General features: G+C 67.7%; 16 protein-coding genes. 7 read left to right on the forward strand and 9 right to left on the reverse strand.

The genetic code is table 11. The annotated features are described in order from the left end of the window. Window positions 1–195 precede the first annotated feature (195 nt). Entirely contained in the window at window positions 196–1,401 is a 1,206-nt protein-coding gene (gene tyrS, locus ACR9ZH_RS14310; RefSeq protein ID WP_481291429.1) for a tyrosine--tRNA ligase, read from the reverse strand. Between the two features lie 179 nt (window positions 1,402–1,580). On the opposite strand from tyrS, the gene ACR9ZH_RS14315 reads away from it, so the two are divergent. After that, window positions 1,581–3,035 carry an OapA family protein gene (locus ACR9ZH_RS14315; RefSeq protein ID WP_481291430.1) on the forward strand — a complete coding sequence of 485 codons (1,455 nt, stop codon included), beginning with the start codon at window positions 1,581–1,583 and terminating at the stop codon, window positions 3,033–3,035. A 3-nt stretch (window positions 3,036–3,038) separates the two neighbouring features. After that, the gene (locus ACR9ZH_RS14320) at window positions 3,039–4,169 is read left to right on the forward strand and encodes an anhydro-N-acetylmuramic acid kinase (RefSeq protein ID WP_481291431.1); all 1,131 of its coding nucleotides are present in this window, start codon (window positions 3,039–3,041) and stop codon (window positions 4,167–4,169) included. A gap of 100 nt (window positions 4,170–4,269) precedes the next feature. On the opposite strand, the gene ACR9ZH_RS14325 is transcribed toward ACR9ZH_RS14320, so the two are convergent. From ACR9ZH_RS14325 to ACR9ZH_RS14335, 3 genes are all read right to left on the reverse strand, one after another. After that, window positions 4,270–4,578 carry a hypothetical protein gene (locus ACR9ZH_RS14325; protein WP_481291432.1) on the reverse strand — a complete coding sequence of 103 codons (309 nt, stop codon included), beginning with the start codon at window positions 4,576–4,578 and terminating at the stop codon, window positions 4,270–4,272. An 81-nt stretch (window positions 4,579–4,659) separates the two neighbouring features. After that, window positions 4,660–5,973 carry an AmpG family muropeptide MFS transporter gene (locus ACR9ZH_RS14330; protein WP_481291433.1) on the reverse strand — a complete coding sequence of 438 codons (1,314 nt, stop codon included), beginning with the start codon at window positions 5,971–5,973 and terminating at the stop codon, window positions 4,660–4,662. Window positions 5,974–5,976: 3 nt separating this feature from the next. After that, window positions 5,977–6,747, reverse strand: coding sequence for an exodeoxyribonuclease III (locus tag ACR9ZH_RS14335; protein WP_481291434.1), 771 nt, complete (start codon window positions 6,745–6,747; stop codon window positions 5,977–5,979). A 93-nt stretch (window positions 6,748–6,840) separates the two neighbouring features. Here ACR9ZH_RS14335 and pyrE point away from each other — a divergent pair, with 93 nt between their 5' ends. Together pyrE and ACR9ZH_RS14345 are read left to right on the forward strand one after the other, a co-directional pair. Further along, window positions 6,841–7,488, forward strand: coding sequence for an orotate phosphoribosyltransferase (pyrE, locus tag ACR9ZH_RS14340; RefSeq protein ID WP_481291435.1), 648 nt, complete (start codon window positions 6,841–6,843; stop codon window positions 7,486–7,488). Window positions 7,489–7,588: 100 nt separating this feature from the next. Further along, a complete protein-coding gene (locus ACR9ZH_RS14345; protein WP_481291436.1) occupies window positions 7,589–8,245 on the forward strand; it encodes a DUF4124 domain-containing protein in 657 nt (218 codons plus the stop codon). 136 nt (window positions 8,246–8,381) lie between these two features. Here ACR9ZH_RS14345 and ACR9ZH_RS14350 read toward each other — a convergent pair whose 3' ends face one another. Genes ACR9ZH_RS14350 through coaBC form a run of 3 tightly spaced genes read right to left on the reverse strand, consistent with a single transcriptional unit; the run spans window position 8,382 to window position 12,397 of the window. Further along, window positions 8,382–10,709 carry a phosphomannomutase/phosphoglucomutase gene (locus ACR9ZH_RS14350; protein ID WP_481291437.1) on the reverse strand — a complete coding sequence of 776 codons (2,328 nt, stop codon included), beginning with the start codon at window positions 10,707–10,709 and terminating at the stop codon, window positions 8,382–8,384. A gap of 24 nt (window positions 10,710–10,733) precedes the next feature. Continuing rightward, window positions 10,734–11,189, reverse strand: coding sequence for a dUTP diphosphatase (gene dut / locus ACR9ZH_RS14355; RefSeq protein ID WP_481291438.1), 456 nt, complete (start codon window positions 11,187–11,189; stop codon window positions 10,734–10,736). Then, entirely contained in the window at window positions 11,186–12,397 is a 1,212-nt protein-coding gene (gene coaBC / locus ACR9ZH_RS14360) for a bifunctional phosphopantothenoylcysteine decarboxylase/phosphopantothenate--cysteine ligase CoaBC (protein ID WP_481291439.1), read from the reverse strand. The genes dut and coaBC overlap by 4 nt, the downstream gene beginning before the upstream one ends. Before the next feature lie 143 nt (window positions 12,398–12,540). Here coaBC and radC point away from each other — a divergent pair, with 143 nt between their 5' ends. From radC to ACR9ZH_RS14375, 3 genes are all read left to right on the forward strand, one after another. Then, window positions 12,541–13,293 (forward strand): RadC family protein, encoded by a 753-nt coding sequence (gene radC, locus ACR9ZH_RS14365; protein ID WP_481291440.1) that lies wholly within the window; start codon window positions 12,541–12,543, stop codon window positions 13,291–13,293. A gap of 442 nt (window positions 13,294–13,735) precedes the next feature. Beyond that, window positions 13,736–15,424, forward strand: coding sequence for an arginine--tRNA ligase (gene argS, locus ACR9ZH_RS14370; RefSeq protein WP_481291441.1), 1,689 nt, complete (start codon window positions 13,736–13,738; stop codon window positions 15,422–15,424). Continuing rightward, complete coding sequence (locus ACR9ZH_RS14375; protein ID WP_481291442.1) at window positions 15,424–16,161, forward strand: SPOR domain-containing protein; 738 nt, start codon at window positions 15,424–15,426, stop codon at window positions 16,159–16,161. The genes argS and ACR9ZH_RS14375 overlap by 1 nt, the downstream gene beginning before the upstream one ends. Window positions 16,162–16,264: 103 nt before the next feature. On the opposite strand, the gene ACR9ZH_RS14380 is transcribed toward ACR9ZH_RS14375, so the two are convergent. Further along, window positions 16,265–17,125 carry an NAD(P)-dependent oxidoreductase gene (locus ACR9ZH_RS14380; RefSeq protein WP_481291443.1) on the reverse strand — a complete coding sequence of 287 codons (861 nt, stop codon included), beginning with the start codon at window positions 17,123–17,125 and terminating at the stop codon, window positions 16,265–16,267. Next, complete coding sequence (gene speA / locus ACR9ZH_RS14385; protein ID WP_481291444.1) at window positions 17,122–19,008, reverse strand: arginine decarboxylase; 1,887 nt, start codon at window positions 19,006–19,008, stop codon at window positions 17,122–17,124. Before speA ends, ACR9ZH_RS14380 begins: the two co-directional genes overlap by 4 nt. Window positions 19,009–19,122: the final 114 nt, after the last annotated feature.

A 19,122-nucleotide genomic window follows, 5' to 3' on the forward strand; every position in this document is an offset into this window, starting at 1 on the left:
CGAGGTGAGCCGCCCATTCTATATCGTTTTTCCGGTCCGTCAACACCCTCGTCATGCTTCTTTTCGAGGTGGCTGACGGTGGCGATACAGCTGCCGTAGCGTTCGTCGTTCGACGTGGGCCGCTGCGGGAGGGCGAATAATACGGATTCCTAAGAACGCCGCAAGAGCTTTTGTGAACTTTTTTTGAAACCCGCGTTAAATCAGACGGATGCGGGCGAAGTTTCGCTTACCCACCTGAAGTACGCCCTCGAAACCGGCCGTGAAGATCCGCGCCGCGTCCTCCACCACCTCGCCGTCGATCCGCACCGCGCGCTCCTTGAGCTTGCGGTTCGCCTCGGAATTGCTGGGCGTGACGCCGGCCGCGGTCAGCAGCGCCGCCAGGCGGAACCCTTCCGCCGGCGCAGCGATGTCGGTCAGCGGCAGGAGGGAGGTGTCGCCCTCCCCGCGCACCACCGCATGCCAGCCGGCGATGGCCTGCTCCGCGGCGGCCGCATCGTGGAAGCGGGTCGCCAGCTCGCGGGCAAGGCGCAGCTTGGCATCGCGGGGATTGAGGGCCCCGGAAGCGATGTCTGCCTTCATGCGGGCCAGCTCGTCCAGGGATACTTCGAAGCTCAGCAGCTCGAACCAGCGCCACATGAGCTCGTCGCCGATCTTCATCGTCTTGGTGACGATGTCGATGGCCGGCTCGTTGATGCCGATGTAATTGCCCAGCGACTTGGACATCTTGTTGACGCCGTCCAGGCCCTCCAGCAGCGGCATGGTCAGCACGATCTGCGGCGCCTGGCCGTGGTGCTCCTGCAGGGCGCGGCCCATCAGCAGGTTGAACTTCTGGTCGGTGCCGCCCAGCTCCACGTCGGCCTGGAGGGCCACGGAGTCGTAGCCCTGCACGAGCGGATAGAGGAACTCGTGAATGGCGATGGGCTGCTCCGCCTTGTAGCGCTTGGCGAAGTCGTCGCGCTCGAGCATGCGCGCCACGGTGTGCTGCGCGGCGAGGCGGATCATGTCGGCCGCGCCCATCTTCCCGAACCACTCGGAGTTGAAGCGCAGTTCGGTCTTCTCGCGGTCGAGCACCTTGTAGACCTGCTCGGCGTAGGTTTCCGCGTTGGCCAGCACGTCCTCGCGGGTGAGCGGCTTCCGCGTCACGTTCTTCCCAGTCGGGTCGCCGATCATCCCGGTGAAGTCGCCGATCAGGAAGATGACCTGGTGCCCCAGGTCCTGGAACTGGCGCATCTTGTTGAGCAATACCGTATGGCCCAGGTGCAGGTCCGGAGCGGTCGGATCGAAGCCCGCCTTGATGCGCAACGGCCGGCCGAGCTTGAGGCGCGCCTCGAGGTCTTCCTTCTTGATGATCTCGTCGGCCCCGCGGGCGATGGCGGCCAGGGCGTGCTCCAGTTCGTTCATGCGTTCTCTCTGTGGGTAGGTATCCGACCTTCACAAAGGTATGTGAAGAGGCCGTGCCGGTTAATTGTGCGTTAACCGCAAGATGCGATGCAAAGCCTTGATGGGAAAGGCGTTGACGGGCTTTGCACAGGGCCGCTATGGTACGCGACAACACGGGGTGAGCGGGTACAAGCAAGACAATGAATGATGTGAACAGAGGCGCGCACAGCGCCCGCAAGCAAGCCATCCGGCGCAAGGCGCAGCGTCGTCATTCGCACTTCTACGATACCCGCGCCCACTGGTCCTTCAGCCGTAACGCGTCTTCCGAACCCCTGAGCTGGAGCCGCGAGCGCTGGATCCTCGCCGGCACCGCCTTCCTCCTCGTCATTCTTTCCGCGCTCGTCATTCCTGCCTGGGCAGGTGCGATGAAGAAGCAGACCCTCGTCACCGCCACCCCGACGGTGCACGCCGTGGTTCCGCTCGCCGTGCCGAAGATCGATCCTGCCAGCATGAAGCCGCCCATGCCCGTCGAGGACTGGCAGACGGTCCAGGTGCAGCCTGGCCAGACTCTGGCCGACATCTTCCTCGCCCAGGGTTTTTCGATGACCGATCTGCAGCACGTCATCGACAGCGCCGGTGGCACGAAGGCGTTCCACCGCATCAACCCCGGCCAGGAATTCCAGTTCCTCGTCGGCGACAACCACGTGCTGAAGGGCGTGCGTTTCGACCAGGATGAAGCCAGCATCGCCACGCTGCGCCTTGACGGCGCCACGCCGCAGCTCACGGTGCAGAAGCGCGACGTGCAGCGCCGCGAGCACATCGCGCACGGCGAGATCGACAGCTCGCTGTTCGGCGCGGCCTCGAAGGCGGGCATGAGCAACGCGATGGTGTTGAAGCTCGCCGAGGTCTTCAAGTTCGACATCGACTTCGTGCAGGACCTGCGCGTCGGCGACAACTTCACCGTCGTCTACGACGACGTCTACAGCGACGGCGCGTTCCTGCGCGAAGGCGACATCGTCGCCGCCGAATTCGTGAACCAGGGCAAGCGCTATACCGCATACCGCTTCAAGAACAGCGACGGCAAGGTCAGCTACTTCAGCGAGGAAGGCCGTCCGCTCACTGGTTCGTTCCTGCGCATCCCGGTGGACTTCACCCGCATCTCCTCGCAGTTCAGCGCCGGCCGCATGCATCCGATCCTCGGCAAGATGCGCGCGCACAAGGGCGTGGACTATGCCGCACCCACCGGCACGCCGATCCACGCGGCGGGAGACGGCGTAGTGAAGTTCCGCGGCTGGATGAATGGCTACGGCAACTTCGTGGTCATCCAGCACAACGCGACCATCAGCACGGCTTACGGACACATGTCGCGCTTCGCGAACCTGCGTGTCGGCCAGCGGGTGAGCCAGGGCAGCACCATCGGCTACGTCGGCATGACCGGCCTCGCGACCGGTCCGCACCTGCATTACGAATTCCGCGTCAACAACGTGCAGCGCGATCCGCAGACGGTCACGCTGCCGAAGCCGGAGCCCCTGCCGGCGGCGCAGCTGGCGAAGTTCAAGAAGGAAGTGGTCGGCCCGCAGCTCGCCCGCCTCAATCGCGTGGACAGCACGGTGAAGCTTGCACGGAACGATACCGGCGGCACCGGCAACGACTGAGTCATGAGCACCAGGGACGGCCTCTACCTCGGCCTTATTTCGGGTACCAGCGCGGACGGCATCGACGCTGCGCTGGTCCGCTTCAGCGAAGGGCGCCCCGCCCTCGTAGCCGGCCTCACCCATCCCTGGAACCGAGCCCTTCGGGACAGGATCCTCGCCGTGGCGCAGGACGAGCTCCGGCTCGACCTGGACGCGTACGGACAGTTGGACGTCGCCGTCGGCCTTGCCTTCGCGGAGGCCGCGCAAGCGGTGCTCGACCAGGCAGGCGTCGCTGCCGGCGAGGTGATGGCGCTCGGCTCGCATGGCCAGACGATCCGCCACCGGCCAACAGGCGATCTCCCCTTTACCTTGCAGATCGGCGATCCGGCCGTGATCGCCGAACAGACCGGCATCGACACCGTCGCGGACTTCCGGCGCGCCGACGTCGCTGCCGGCGGCCAGGGCGCGCCGCTGGTACCGGCGTTCCACGCTACCGTGCTCCGGCCCGAGCGGGGTTCGCGCGTGGTCCTCAACCTCGGCGGCATCGCCAACGTCACCCGGCTTACGGCCGGCGGGGACGTCACGGGCTTCGATACCGGACCGGCCAACGGCCTCATGGATGCCTGGTGCATGCGCCATCGCGCCGAGCCGTTCGACCGCGGCGGACTGTTCGCCGCGTCCGGCCAGGTCGACGCGGCGCTCCTCGGCGAACTCCTCGACGACGCCTACTTCGCGCTGCCGCCGCCCAAGAGCACGGGGCGCGAGCACTTCCACCTCGCCTGGCTGGATGGCCATTCGCGCGTGGCGGAACTCGCGCCGGAAGACGTGCAGGCCACCCTGCTCGCGTTGAGCGCGGTATCCGTGGCCGAGGCGATCGAACGGCATGCGGCGGATGCCGTCGATGTCGTCGCATGCGGCGGCGGCGTGCATAACAGGGCGCTGATGAACGCGATCGCGGCGCGTCTCGATGGACGTCCGCTGCATGCCAGCGGGGCGTTCGGCATCGACCCGGACATGATGGAAGCGATGGCCTTCGCCTGGCTGGCGTATCGCAGGCTTCGTGGCGAGCCGGGCAATCTGCCGGCCGTGACCGGGGCGCGCGGATCGAGGCTGCTGGGCGCGGTATACGCCGCGCCCAAGAGCCGCCTCGTGTAGGAGCGCGCAACGCGCGCGACATGTTTTGGGGCCGTGCGCAACAGGGCCTGCAGCTTTTCGCGAAAAGCTGTCGCGCGCGTTGCGCGCTCCTACACAGGTGTCAGAACGAGTCGGTGGTCTTGGTGGGGCGTAGCGAGGCGTCGGCCAGTGTCGAGGGCGAGGCCTGGGCCAGCGCGGAGAGCGCTTCCTGGAAGGCGGCCTGCTCTTCGGCGTCCCATGCGCCGGTGAGGTGGGCGATGTCGCCGGGCTCGAGCAAAAGCTCGTTGAACACGTCGCCCGGGCTCAGGCCGAGACCGTAACGCAACGCGTGCAGGATCACCTCATTGATCGACCAGCGGCGTTCGCGCGCGAGCGTCTTGATCCGCTCGGCCATCTGCTCGTCGATATGTCTCACCACGATATCTGGCACGTGCGTGACCTCCTCGCGCATGCCCCCTGTTGGCGGCGATCTTACACAGTTTTCGCGGGCTGCGAAGATCGTCCGTACGGTCTAGGACTCTTCCGCCTTTGAATCCGTGAGCGAGTCCACGGGTCGCGGCATGCGGCGCCACAGCAAGGCCAGCACGACGAGGGTCGGCACGATGGACACCGTGCTGAGCACGAACAGCGAAGGATAGCCCGTTTCCTTGACAAGGAAGCCGGAGAAGCCGCCGAGCAGTTTGCCGGGCAGGTTCGCCAGCGCGCTGAGCAGCGCGTACTGCGTGGCGGTGAAGCTGCGATTGACCAGGCCGGACATGAAGGCGACCAGCACTGGCCCGGCGAAGCCCTGGGCAAAGTTGTCGCCGGAGAGCGTGGCGACGAAGGCCCAGGTCTGTCCCGGGTTCGTCGCCATGATCAGGTAGAGCATGTTGGACAAGGCCACGCCGAGGGCCGCGACGGCCAGCAGGCGGCGCATCTCGAAGCGGGTCACCGCCCAGCCGCCGAGCAGCGCGCCGACGATGCCGACGATGACGCCGTAGACCTTCGACACCTCGGCGATCTGGGTCTTGCTGAAACCCGCGTCGAGGTAGAACGGATACGCCATGACGCCCAGCATCTGGTCGGGCAGGCGGAACAGCGCGACGAACAGGAGCAGGCCCAGCGCCAGCCCGAGACCGTAACGCGACAGGAAGTCCTGGAACGGGCGGATGAAGCCTTCCCGCACGGCCTGCCTCAGAGGCAGCCGCTCGCGCACGCGGTGTTCCGGCTCGCGGGCCACCAGCACGGTCACGATGGGGATGGCCAGCAAGGCGCAGATGGCGACGTAGCCGCCCTGCCAGCCGAAGATGTCCGCCACGATGAGGATGCCGGCGCCACCGGCGATCAGGCCCAGGCGATAGCCCAGCGTATAGGTGGCCGCGAGCGCGCCCTGGGCTTCCTGCGGAGCGATCTCCACGCGGTAGGCGTCCACCACGATGTCGATAGTGGCACCGGCCAGGGCGGCCACGAAGGTCACGGCCATGAAGCGCGGCAGCGATACCTCCGGCGGCATCGCCGCCATGCCCAGCAGGCCGGCGCCCAGCACCACCAGAGAGAGCATCAGCCAGCCGCGGCGCAGGCCGAGGCGGCCGAACAGCGGCACACGGAACTTGTCGACCAGCGGCGCCCAGAGGAACTTGAAGTTGTAGGCGAAGGTGACATAGCTGGCGAGGCCGATCGCGCCGTAGTTCACGCCGGATTCCTTCAGCCATGCCGACAACGTGTTCCCGACCAGCAGGAACGGCAGTCCGGAGGCCAGGCCGAAGAACAGCATCGTCACCGCGCCCGGCTGGGCGAAAGCGGCGAGCACGCCGCGCAATCCCTTGTAGCGTGCAGCTCCGGTCATCGTTTACTCGGCGTAGTCCACGGTATAGGGGGCATGGTCGGAGAACCGCTCGTCCCGGTAGATCGAGCAATCGCGCAGGCGCTCGCGCAGGCCAGGGGTGACGATCTGGTAGTCGATGCGCCATCCCACGTTGTTCGCACGGGCCTGGCCGCGGTTCGACCACCAGGTGTATTCCACCGCGTCGGGCTTGATGGCGCGGAAGCTGTCGACCCAGCCGATCTCCTTGAACAGGAGGTCCAGCCATGCCCGCTCCTCGGGCAGGCAACCGGAGTTCTTCTGGTTTGACGTCCAGTTCTTGATGTCGTTCTTCGTGTGCACGATGTTCCAGTCGCCGCACAGCACGTAATCGCGCCCGCTGGCCGCCCACTCGCGCAGGATCGGCGTCAGCCATTCCATGATGCGGAACTTGTACTGCTGGCGTTCGTCGCCGGAGGAGCCCGAGGGGATATAGAACGACACGACGCTGAGGTTGCCGTAGCGTGCCTCGATGTAGCGCCCCTCGCAGTCGAAGTCCTCGCGGCCCAGCGACACGCGCACTTCGTCCGGTTCGCGTTTGGAATAGATCGCCACGCCGCTATAGCCTTTCTTGCTCCGGGCGTCGTGGTAGAAGCAGTGGTGGCCGTCCGGCCGGAACATCGGATCGGTCAGCTGTGTCTCCTGCGCTTTCGTTTCCTGCAGGCAGACGATGTCTGCGTCCTGTTTGCGTAGCCACTCGAACACGCCCTTGTTGGCGGCGGAGCGGATACCGTTGGCGTTCAGGGAAATGATGCGCATGGGACCTAGGGGGGAGACGTCGGGCGATCCAGGCATCATAACGGGTTGTACCATGGCGGCCCTACCGTCCCTTTCGCAGCTTGAGAGAAACCCGTGCACGATTACCAGCGCGAATTCATCGAACTCACCCTCGCCCGCGACGTCCTTCGCTTCGGCGAGTTCACGCTGAAGTCCGGCCGCAGCAGCCCCTACTTCTTCAACATGGGCCGGATCGACTCCGGTGCGGCGCTGGCTCGCCTGGGCCGTTCCTACGCCGCCGCGGCGATCCGCTCCGGCGTGCCGTTCGACATGCTCTTCGGTCCGGCCTACAAGGGCATCGCCCTCGCCGCGGCCACGGCCATCGCCCTTGCCGACACCGAGGGACGCGACGTGCCCTGGGCGTATAACCGCAAGGAAGCGAAGGACCACGGCGAAGGCGGCACGCTGGTCGGCGCGCCGCTGCGTGGCCGCGTGCTGATCGTGGACGACGTGATGACCGCCGGTACGGCCGTTCGCGAGTCGCTGGAACTCATCCGCAGCCAGGGCGCGGAACCGGCCGGCGTGCTGATCGCGCTCGACCGCCAGGAGCGCGGCCAGGGCGAGCTGTCCGCGGCACAGGAGGTCTCGGCGCAGTTCGGCATTCCTGTGATCGCCATCGCGAGCCTCGCCGAGGTCCTTTCCTACGCAGGAGAGCGGCCCGAGCTGGCCGCAGAACATGGCCGCCTCCTCGCCTACCGCGAGCAGTACGGCGTAAAGGCCTGAGGGAAAACGGCGACTGCGTCACGAGCCCGGCCCCGCTTGGCGGCCGGGCACAACACCTGCACGCGCGCTGGCTATACTCCGCCCACCGGAGGGGGAAAGCATGCGAGCAGCGCGTTACATCCTGGCGGGGGCGGTCCTGTGCATCGGCACGGCGGCGCTCGCCCAGAAGAACCCGAGCAACAACAACGCCTACCGCTATCGCTGGAAGGACGCGTCGGGACAGTCGTACTTCAGCGACAGCCTGACATCCGAGGCGATGAAGGCCGGCTATGACGTGGTTAATTCGCAAGGCATGGTGGTGCGCCACGTCGACCGCCAGCTGACGGCCGAAGAGCGGGCGGCGGCGAAGAAGATCGCCGACCAGAAGGCGGCCGAGGAACAGGCGCGACAGCAGAAGATGCGCGACGACGCGCAGATGCTCAACGCCTATCCGACCGAAGCCGATTTCACGGCGGCGAAGAACGCCGAACTGGAGAACTTCGAGCAGGCGGCGCGGACCACGCGGCTCAACCTCCAGGGACAGGAAAAGGCCCTGGCCGACCTGCTCAACCGCGCAGGCGACCTCGAGCGCGCCAAGCAGACGGTTCCGAAATACCTTACCGACCGCATCACCGAGCAGCGCAACACCGTGGCCTCGCTGCGCGCCACGTTGCAGCGCCAGCAGGGCGCGAAGGAAGCCGCCCGGGTGAATACGGAAGCGCAGCTGCGCCACTACCGCGAACTGAAGGCCGCCGACGCGGCGAACGCCGGCCGCTGAGCAAGCACGTGTAGGAGCGCGCCTGCGCGCGACCGCTTTTGAGGCCGTGAGCAACAGGGCCTGAGCTCTTGGCGAAAAGCTGTCGCGCGCAGGCGCGCTCCTACCGGGAGTCGGTCCGGTGGGCGATTGGCGGTAGCTAGAACGGCAGCGCCAGCGCCTTGTCCACTGCCAACAGCCGCTGGCGGAAGCTTTGCTTGATCCGCTCCAGCGCGCGGTTGTTGTCCGCGTCGAAACGGAAGATCAGGGCGGGCGTGGTGTTCGACGCCCGCACCAGGCCCCAGCCGTCGCTCCAGTCCACGCGGATGCCGTCGATGGTGGTGACGCGCGCGTCCTCGAAGGAGGCCGAGGCACGGAACGCTTCCATGAATCTGAAGTGCGCGCCTTCCGCCATCGGTAAGCGAAGCTCCGGCGTGGAGACGCTCTTCGGCAGGCTGTCGAACAGCTCGGCTGCCGTTCGCTCTTCCAGGTCGCCCGCCACGATCTCGAGCAGGCGCGCCGCCGCGTAGATGCCGTCGTCGAAGCCGTACCAGCGGTTGTTGTCGGCGAAGAAGAAATGACCGCTCATCTCACCCGCCAGCGCCGCGCCCGTCTCGCGCATCTTCGCCTTGATCAGCGAGTGTCCGGTGCGCCACATCAGCGGTACGCCCGCGGCTTCCTGGATGACGGGACGCAGGTGGCCGGTGCACTTCACGTCGTAAATCACCGTCGCACCCGGATTGCGCGCCAGCACATCCTGCGCGAACAACATCAGCAAGCGGTCCGGGTAGATGATCTCGCCGGCTTGCGTGACCACGCCAAGGCGGTCGCCGTCGCCGTCGAAGGCCACGCCAAGGTCGGCGCCGATGGTGTGCACGGCGGCGATGAGGTCGGCCAGGTTGTGCGGATCCGACGGGTCCGGATGATGGTTGGGGAAGCGGCCATCCACGTCGCAGTACAACGGGATCACCTCGCAACCGATCTCCTCGAGAACGCGCGGTGCGACTGCACCGGCCACACCGTTGCCCGCGTCCACGACCACCTTCAACCGCCGTTCCGCCGCCACGTCGCCCGCGATCCGTGCCACGTAGGCATCGATGACGGACTGTTCGCGCCACGTCCCGCCGCCATCCGCAGGCAGGCGTCCCTCGGCGATGCGCCGGTGCAGGTCGGCGATGGCGTCCTCGGCGAGGGTCTCGCCGCCGATGACGATCTTGAAGCCGTTGTGGTCGGGCGGATTGTGGCTACCGGTGACCGAAACGCCGCAGCCGGTGCCGAAATGGTAGGCCGCGAAGTAGACCAGCGGCGTCGGCACCATGCCGAGATCGATCACGTCGATGCCGGCGGCGCGCAAGCCGTCCGACAGGGCGCCGGCGAGTTCCGGGCCCGAAAGGCGGCCATCGCGGCCGACCACGATCTCGCGAAGGTCGCGCTCGAGCATGCGCGCGCCGATCGCCTGGCCCACGCGATGCGCCACGCTCGCGGTCAACGCCGAACCCGCGACGCCACGGATGTCGTAAGCGCGGAAGATCGACGGATCGATGGCTTCGGGCTCGCGCGGCAGCGCCGCTACCGGCGCCGCGGTGGACGGTGCGGAAGGAAGCCGCGGCTTGCGCACGACGTCCGCGACCAGCACGTCTTCTTCCGGCTCGGGCTCGGGCAGCGCCATCCGCGGCTCCCGACGCATCGACCACAGGAGGAAGCCGCCACCCGCGAAACCCACCAGGGCCAGCAGGATGGCCAATGCCTCCGAGTGAGGAATGACGATGAAAGCCCGCGGCATCGCCGCGAAGACATAGAGCGCCGTCCCGGGCACCTGCAAGCCTTCCGGCTCCAGGTCGGCGGAACGCGAACCGTGCGAGAGCAGGGCGAGGCTGTCGCGCCCGTCGCCCTGGCGCAGTTCGATGCGGCCGCCGCCCGGGGAGACTGCATCGAAACGATGCGCCATGTCGTCGAAGGAATACTCCAGCCAGATCCACGCGCGGACGCCGCCAGCGTTCGCGACCGGCTCGATCATCGTCAACCGGCGCTCGCCATGGTCCACCGAGGTGGACGCGGGCGGCGACCCGTCGCTGCCGAGCGCGGCCATCAATTGCGCCGCCTTCGCGTAGCCGAACTCGCGGTAGTTCGCCCGTACCACCTCGTCGAGGCCACCGCTATAGACCTCCACGGTGCGCACCGCAGGCAGCGACCCGCGGAGCTGGATGGCAGTCGCCTCGCGGTCGTCGATCGTGGCCGCCACGCCGGCGTTGGCCAGCGCGCGATGCAATGCCTCGCGCCGGGCCGCGACGAGCTCGCCCAGGTCCCTCGCTGCCTGCCGCTGCGCCGCGCGCGTCCGCTCGGCCGCACCGCTCTCGTCGGCGATCAGCCAGGCCTGCCACGCGCAGAACGCTCCCGCGACGACCAGCAAGGTCGCGCCCGCCAGGGGCAACAACCGCCGCAGATCGATCCCGGACAAGCGCCTTCCCTCTCCCCCATTCCGAGCCATGCTGTTCCTTGTGTCCTCGGAGAATCAGCCTACACCGGTGGAGCCGAATCCCCCCTCGCCCCGCTGCGAAGGCGTGAACCCGTCCACAACGCGCAAGCGCGCCCGGCCTACCGGTACCAGCAATAATTGCGCAATCCGGTCGCCCGGCGCGATGGTCACGTTCGCGTTTCCGCGATTCCAGCAGGAAATCATCAGTGGCCCCTGGTAATCGGCGTCGATCACGCCTACCAGGTTGCCCATCACCAGGCCCTGCTTGTGGCCGAGGCCGGAGCGCGGAACGATCAGGGCGCACCATGCCGGGTCGCCGATGTGGATCGCCATGCCGCTCGGCACCAGCAGGCTTTCGCCCGGAGCCAGGGTGACCGGCGCATCGACCGCGGCGCGGAGGTCCATGCCGGCACTGCCGGCCGTGGCCGGCTCGGGCAGCGGAATGCTGTCGCCCAGCCGGGGGTCGAGGATCTTCAGTTCGATGTCGATCAAGGAGCGGTCCTGGAACCGGAGAGGAATCGTTCGGCGATGCGCGCGACGAGCTGGCGGGCCAGTTCCGTCTTCGGCATCTCGGGCAGCGTTTCGTCGCCACCCGGCCAGTAGAGGTGCAACGCATTGTCCGCCACTTCGAACCCCTTGCCGCCGCCGACTTCGTTGGCCGCGATCATGTCGATGCCCTTCCGGCGCAGCTTCTCGCCCGCGTAGCTGGCGAGCTCGCGCGTTTCCGCGGCGAAGCCGACCAGGTACGGACGATCCGCGCCGGCCGCCAGCGCCGCGATGATGTCGGGGTTCTCGGTGAGTTCGAGGCGGAGGGGTGTACCCGAGGTCTTCTTGAGCTTGTGCTCCGATACCTCGGCGGGGCGGTAATCGCCGACCGCCGCCGCGCCGATGTAGATGTCGGCCTCACGCGCCGCGTCGAGCACCGCGTCGTGCATCTGCCGCGCGCTGCGTACATCCACGCGGCGCACGCCCGGCGGCGTGGGCAGCGTGACGGGACCGGCGACCAGGGTCACGTCGGCCCCGGCATCGCGCGCCGCGGCAGCCACGGCGAAACCCATGCGGCCGGAACTCCGATTGCCAATGAAGCGTACGGGGTCGATGTCTTCGTAGGTCGGGCCGGCACTTACCACCACGCGGCGGCCACGCAGGGCCTGGTCCCCGAAGGATGCGACGAGGATGTCGCGCAGTTCGTGGGGCTCGAGCATCCGGCCCGAGCCGATGTCGCCGCAGGCCTGGTCGCCGTCGGCGGGCCCGAGCACACCGACGCCGCGGACGCGCAGGGTGCCGACATTCGCCTGCACGGCGAGGTTGGCCCACATCTGCTGGTTCATGGCCGGGGCGACGTAGACCGGCGCCGCGGTGGCGAGCACGACGGTCGACAGGAGGTCGTCCGCGAAACCGTGGGCCAGCCTGGCGATGGTGTCGGCGCTTGCGGGGGCGACGAGCACGCGCTCGGCCCAGCGCGCGAGTTCGATATGGCCCATGGCGGCCTCGCCCTGCTCGTCCCAGAGGCTTACCCGCACCGGCTGCCCGGACAGCGCCTGGAAGGTGGTGGGGGTGACGAAGTGGGTGGCCCCTTCGGTCATGACCACGCGCACCTCGGCCTCGAGGTCGCGCAGGCGGCGCACGAGCTCGCAGATCTTGTACGCGGCGATACCTCCGGTAACGCCTATGAGGATGCGACGCTGGCGAAGACTCATGGTGGAACGGCGCTCTTCGGGAGGCTGGTTAGCTTAACGGATTCCACCGGGACACTTCCCGGCCGTTTTTCAGAATCGTTCTATCGTCAGGCGCCCCGTGACAACCCTAATTTGTAGCTCGCATCGACATAAAGGCAGCGACGATGAAGTCCGGGTCCGACGATCTCTCCGCCGTTCACGAAGCCCCGGGCGCGGCGCCGGCATACCTTTCCCAGCCCATCCGCAGCTGGGCCACCCACGAGCGGCCGCGCGAGCGGCTCTATGCGCATGGCGCCTCCGCTTTGTCCGACGCCGAATTGCTGGCCGTACTCCTCGGCAGCGGCAGCGCCGGGCGCGACGCGGTCACCACCGGCCGCGCGCTGCTTTCGCGTGCGGGCAGCCTCGGACGCCTGCTGTCCGAAGCCGGCGACCTTCCGCCCGTCAGCGGCTTCGGGCCGGTCAAGCGCGCCCGCCTCATCGTCGCGATGGAGCTGGCGCGCCGGGCCCTGGGCGAGGGCCTGGTCGACCTCCCGCGCATCGAAGGCCCCCGCGACAGCGCCCAGTACCTGCGCGCCCGCATGGTGCATCTGCGCCACGAGGTCTTCGCCTGCCTCTTCCTGGACACCCACCACCGCGTGCTCGCCTATGAGGAACTGTTCCGGGGAACGATCGACGGGGCCAGCGTCTACCCCCGCGAGGTGATCCGGGCCTGCCTGCGCCACCACGCCAGCGCGGTGATCCTGGCCCACAATCATCCTTCCGGGGTGGCCGAGCCCAGCCGCGCCGATCTGGACATCACGCGCACCCTGGTCGACGCCCTGGCGCTGATGGATATCCGCGTGCTCGACCACTTCGTCATCGGGCACGGCGAGCCGGTTTCCCTGGCCGAGCGGGGCCTGCTTCATCGCCAGGGATAAAAAAGAAGACGGCGCGAGTGCCGCTCGCGCCGTCATGGGTCACCTTTCGAGGGAGGGGGCAGGCAACCCGCCGTGCCGTTGGCCGGGGAGACACCGGGCACGGGAGGAATCATGACAAGCGGCCATGACAGCCGGATGACGCGCTGCCGCAATGTCGATGACCCGCCGCGTCCGGGCCGCACCCGCGGACTTATGCACATCGGACGAATTTGGAACTTGGGCGTCACAGTTCCTGCTGACGCGCAGGTCACGCTGGTAACCCCTTGATTGCACTGGCCATGACTCGTTACGCGGGGATGTCAGTCCGGACATCGCCTGGCCAGCCCTCCTGCGGGCCGTTCTTGCCCACAGAGTTATCCACAGCCTGTGGACCGCGGGCGAGGGATGCCCTTCCAGCCCCATCTGATAGGATTGCCGGTTCCATCGCCGCGTCGCGCATCCCGTGAAACAAGAGCTGAAACAACTGGTACTGCAGGCCATTGGCGCCCTGCGCGAGTCCGGCAGGCTGCCGTCCGATTTCGTGGCGCCGGTCTTCGTGATCGAGCGGACCCGCAGCCGCGAGCACGGCGACTTCGCAACCAATGCCGCGATGATGATGGCCAAGGCTGCCGGCCGGAAGCCGCGCGACATCGCCACGGACCTGGTCGAGGCCCTGCCGGCCTCGCCGCTGGTCGGCAAGGTGGAGATCGCCGGGCCCGGGTTCATCAATTTCTTCCTGGCCCCGGCCGCCTTCCATGCCGAAATCGAGCGTGCGCTCGGTGAGGGCGACCGCTATGGCCACAACCGCGACGGCGGCGGCCGCACGGCGGGCGTGGAGTTCGTCTCGGCCAACCCGACCGGGCCCCTTCACGTAGGCCACGGCCGCGCGGCTGCCATCGGCGACAGCCTCAGCCGGCTGCTCGAGGCGGCCGGCTGGAAGGTTTCCCGGGAGTTCTACTACAACGACGCCGGGGTCCAGATCGCCAACCTGGCCTTGTCCACCCAGGCGCGTGCCAAGGGCATCGCGCCCGACGAGGCCGGCTGGCCTGAGTCGGGTTACCGGGGCGATTACATCGCCGATGTCGCCCGCGCCTTCCTGGCGAAGGAATCGGTGGAAGCCGATGGCGAAACCGTGGTCGCCAGCGGCGACGCCGACAACCTCGACGATGTGCGCCGTTTCGCCGTGGCCTACCTGCGCCGCGAGCAGGACCTGGACCTCAAGGCCTTCGGCGTGGCCTTCGACGTGTATTACCTCGAGTCCTCGCTCTACACCGAGGGCAAGGTGGAAGAGACCGTGCGCGAACTCGTCGCCCACGGCCACACCTACGAGGAAGGCGGCGCGCTGTGGCTGCGCTCCACCGATTTCGGTGACGACAAGGACCGCGTCATGCGCAAGTCCGACGGCACCTACACTTACTTCCTGCCCGACGTGGCCTACCACCGCACCAAGTGGCAGCGCGGTTACGAGCGCGCCATCACCGAGCTGGGTTCCGACCACCATGGCTCGCTCGCGCGCGTGAAGGCCGGGCTGCAGGCGCTCGATGCCGGCATCCCACCGAACTGGCCGGAATACGTGCTGCACCAGATGGTGACGGTGATGCGCGGCGGCGAAGAGGTGAAGATCTCCAAGCGCGCAGGTTCCTACGTCACCCTGCGCGACCTCATCGACGAAGCCGGTCGCGATGCCACGCGCTACTTCCTCATCGCGCGCAAGGCCGACTCGCAGCTGGTGTTCGACATCGACCTGGCCCGCTCGCAGAGCAACGACAACCCTGTCTATTACATCCAGTACGCGCATGCGCGCGCCTGCCGCGTGTTCCGCGAGCTGGCCGATCGCGGCCTCTCCACCGACCGCGGCAACGGCCTCGCGAAACTCGATCGCCTGGATACCGAGCACGAGTCCGTGCTCATGGTGGAACTGTCGCGCTACCCCGAGATGGTGGAATCGGCCGCGGCCAATCTGGAACCGCACCTGATCGCGCAATACCTGCGCGAACTCGCGGGCGCGCTTCACAGCTACTATCACGAGCACAAGTGGATCGTCGACGACGCCGACCTGCGCGATGCGCGCCTGGCCCTCGTGGCCGCGACGCAGCAGGTGTTGAAGAACGGTCTTGATCTGCTGGGCATTTCCGCCCCGGAGAGCATGTAATGGCAACACGCAAGAAGGGCAAAGGCCGTCAGGCCGTCCGCAACGGCTCGAGTGGCATGCCGGGCTGGAGCTGGGCGCTGATCGGCATCCTCGCCGGCGCCCTCCTCATGGCCTTCGCGATGCGCGGCACCTGGATGCCGATGATGCGCCAGCACGACGGCCCCGAACCGAACCCGCAGGCCACCGCGCAGAAGGGCAGCGATCCGGGCGTGGTGGACCAGACCGAGGCCGAGAAGCCGAAGAAGCCGTCGTACGACTTCTACTCCGTGCTCTCGGAGAAGGAAGTCCGCATCCCGGACGCGGAGATCCGCGCCCAGGCGAGCGCCGAAGCGCAGCAGAAGCAGCAGCAACAGCAGGCGGCCCAGCAGCAGGCAGCGCAGCAGGCGGCCGCCGCGCAGCAACAGGCCCAGCAGGCCACCGCCGCGGCGGCCAACCTGCCGAAGGCCAGCACGCAGACCGTGACCGCCGTACCCGCGCAGCCCGCGCCCGCGGCTTCCGGCGGTTCGGGTTACCTGTTGCAGGTGGGCGCGTTCCCGAGTGCCGCCGACGCGGAATCGCTGAAGGCCAAGCTGGCCCTGCAGGGCTTCGTCGCGAACGTGCAGTCGGTGAAGGTCGGCGCCCAGACGTATAACCGCGTGCGCCTCGGGCCGTTCAAGTCGGCCACCGAACTGGAGAGCACGAAGCAGCGTCTGCAGTCGGCGGGGATCAGCGCGATCGCGCTGAAAGAAGGCGGCTGAGCCGATGCGCGTGTAGGAGCGCGCCTGCGCGCGACATCTTTTCGCGAGGAGCAGCAGGGCCTGTTGCTCAAGGCCTCAAAAGATGTCGCGCGCAGGCGCGCTCCTACTGGCGGCGTTTCAGGCGGATCAGGGCCGAGATGTCGTCGTCGCCGTAACCGCGTGCCATCAGTTCGCCGAAATCGGCCAGCGATCGCTCAATGATCGTGCGGTCGGTTCCGGCATCGTTGGCGATGCCGCGAACGATGCCGAGGTCCTTGTGCAGCAGGGCCAGCTTGAAGCCCACCGAGAACTCGTTGCGCAGCATCGTCGCGCCGCGCTTGTCGAGGAACCAGTTGCCCGCCGCACCGGCGGCCAGCGTGGGCAACAGGCGTTCCGCTTCCAGGCCGAGCGCTTCCCCGAGCGCCAGCCCTTCCGTCACCGCCTGCGCGATGCCGGCGACCAGCACCTGGTTCACCGCCTTCGTGGCCTGGCCGCTGCCCACGGTCCCCATGTGCGTGACGCGGGCGGCGTACGCTTCGAGCACCGGCCGCGCGCGTTCGACCACGGCGGCGTCGCCGCCCACCATCACCGACAGCTTGCCGTTCTTCGCGCCTTCGACGCCGCCCGAGACCGGCGCGTCCAGGAAGTCGGCCCCCACATCGGCGAGCAGCTGCGCCGCCTTCTTCGCCGTGGCCGGCGCGACGGTGGAATGGTCGACGACGATCGTGCCCTTCCTGATCGACGGCAGGAGTGCCTCGACCACGCCGATCACGTCGGCGTCCGCGCTCACGCACAGCGCGATGACGTCGCAGGATGCCGCGATGGCCGCATAGCCGGGTGCCTCGACGCCCAACTCCGCGGCGATGGCGTCGGCCTTCGCCTGGCTGCGATTGCCGACGGCCGCGAGCAGGCCCTTGGCCTTGAGGTGTCCGGCCATGGGCGCGCCCATGGCACCGAGTCCGATGAAGGCTGCCTTGAGACTCATTTCGTGGTTTCCGCGAGGTAGGTGTAGCCGGTAAGACCCTTGTCGAGCGACGCCGCGAGCGTCTCCGCCTCGGCACCGGCGATGCCGGCGGCAGCGAGACGGTCGCTATACGACTGGCGCAGGGCCTTCAGGTCGTAACCGACGTAGTCGAGCATCAGGTCGGTGGTATCGCCGCGGCGGATGTGGGCGAACTCGTAGCCGTCCTCTGTGGCGCGCACGTTCACCGCGTCGGTATCGCCGAAAAGATTGTGGATGTCGCCAAGGGTCTCCTGGTACGCACCGACCATGAAGATGCCGAGCCGATAGGATTCGCCTTCCTTGAGTTCGTGCAGCGGCAGGCTCACGTCCACGCCTTCGGCGTCCACATAATGATCGATGCGGCCATCCGAGTCGCAGGTGAGGTCGGCCAGCACGCCGCGGCGCAAGGGTTCCTCGTCGAGGCGCGAGATCGGCACGATGGGGAAGATCTGGTCGATCGCCCAGACGTCCGGCACGGATTCGAACACCGAGAAATTCACGAAGTACTTGTCGACCAGCTTCTCGTCGAGGTCGTCCAGGGCCTGGCGGTGCGCGCGTTCGGCCGGCAGCAGGCGCGGTCGCACCGCATTGGCGATGGCGTAGAACAGGTCGTCGAGGCGTGCGCGGTCGCGCAGGTCGAGCTGGCCCAGCGCATACAGCGCCTGTCCTTCGGCGAAATGGTGCTGCGCTTCGTGGAAGAGCTCCAGTGCCGGGCGATGGCCGAGCTCGGCGTGGGTATCGCGCAGGTGCCGCAGCACCGCGGGTTCGCCCTCGCGCTCGGCGGGAATCGCGCCCTCCGGCACCGGCTCCACCTCGCTCACGTTCACCACCATCACCGCATGGTGCGCGGTCATCGCGCGGCCGGATTCGGTGAAGATCGCTGGCGCCTTCATGCCGTGCTCGGCGACGGCCTCGGCCAGCGGCTGCACGATGCTCGCGGCGTACTGGCCCACGCTGTAGTTGATCGAGTTGTAGCTGCGCGAACGCGTGCCTTCATAGTCCACGCCCAGGCCGCCGCCCACGTCGACCACGTCGATGGGCACGCCGAGCCGGTGCAGTTCCACGAAGTAACGCACGGCCTCGCGCATGCCGGCCGCAATGTCGCGCACGTTCGAGATCTGCGAGCCCATGTGGAAGTGCTGCAGTCTCAGCGTGTGCTTGAGGCCGGCGGCATCGAGGCGTTCGATCAGCTCCAGCACCTGGCCGGGGCTGAGGCCGAACTTGCCCTTGTCGCCGCCGGTGTTCTGCCACTTGCCGGCGCCGATCGAGGCCAGGCGCACGCGGACGCCGAGCAGGGGCTCCACGTCCAGCGCCTTTGCCTCGGCGAAGACATGGTCGAGTTCGGACAGCTTCTCGATGACGATGTGCACGCGCAGGCCCAGCTTGAGGCCGATGAGCGCCAGCCGGACGTATTCGCGGTCCTTGTAGCCGTTGCAGACCACCATGCTGCCGGGACGGGCGTAGGCCAGCACCGCCATCAGCTCGGGCTTGGAGCCGGCTTCGAGGCCGAAGCCTTCCTCGCCCGCGGCGACCAGTTCGCTGACGACTCCGCGCTGCTGGTTCACCTTGATCGGGTAGATGGCGGTGTAGGAGCCGGCGTAGCCCACGTCCTCGATGGCCTTGCCGAAGGCCTGCTGCAGGTGGGCGAGGCGGTCGGCCAGGATGTCGGGAAAACGGATGAGCAGGGGCAGGCGCAGGCCTTCGGCGGTGGCCTGGTCCACGATGGCCGGCAGGTCGAGGGCGGGGCCTTCGTCGCCGCGGGGGCGCATCAGCAGGTGGCCGTTGCCGGCCACGTCGACGTAGCCGTTGCTCCAGTGGGGAATCGCGTAGGTCAGCTTCGCGCGATCGGTGGTCCAGTTCGTCATGGGCGTGACGATCTCCATTGATTGTGTCGAGTCCCCGGAAGGGGGCGCGGAACAGTCGCAGCGGCGAACCTTGACCTGAAGCGGGCCTGGCGGCCGGGAGCCTCGCACGCCGCG

This window comes from Luteibacter sp. SVR4-7G (genome assembly GCF_056755555.1).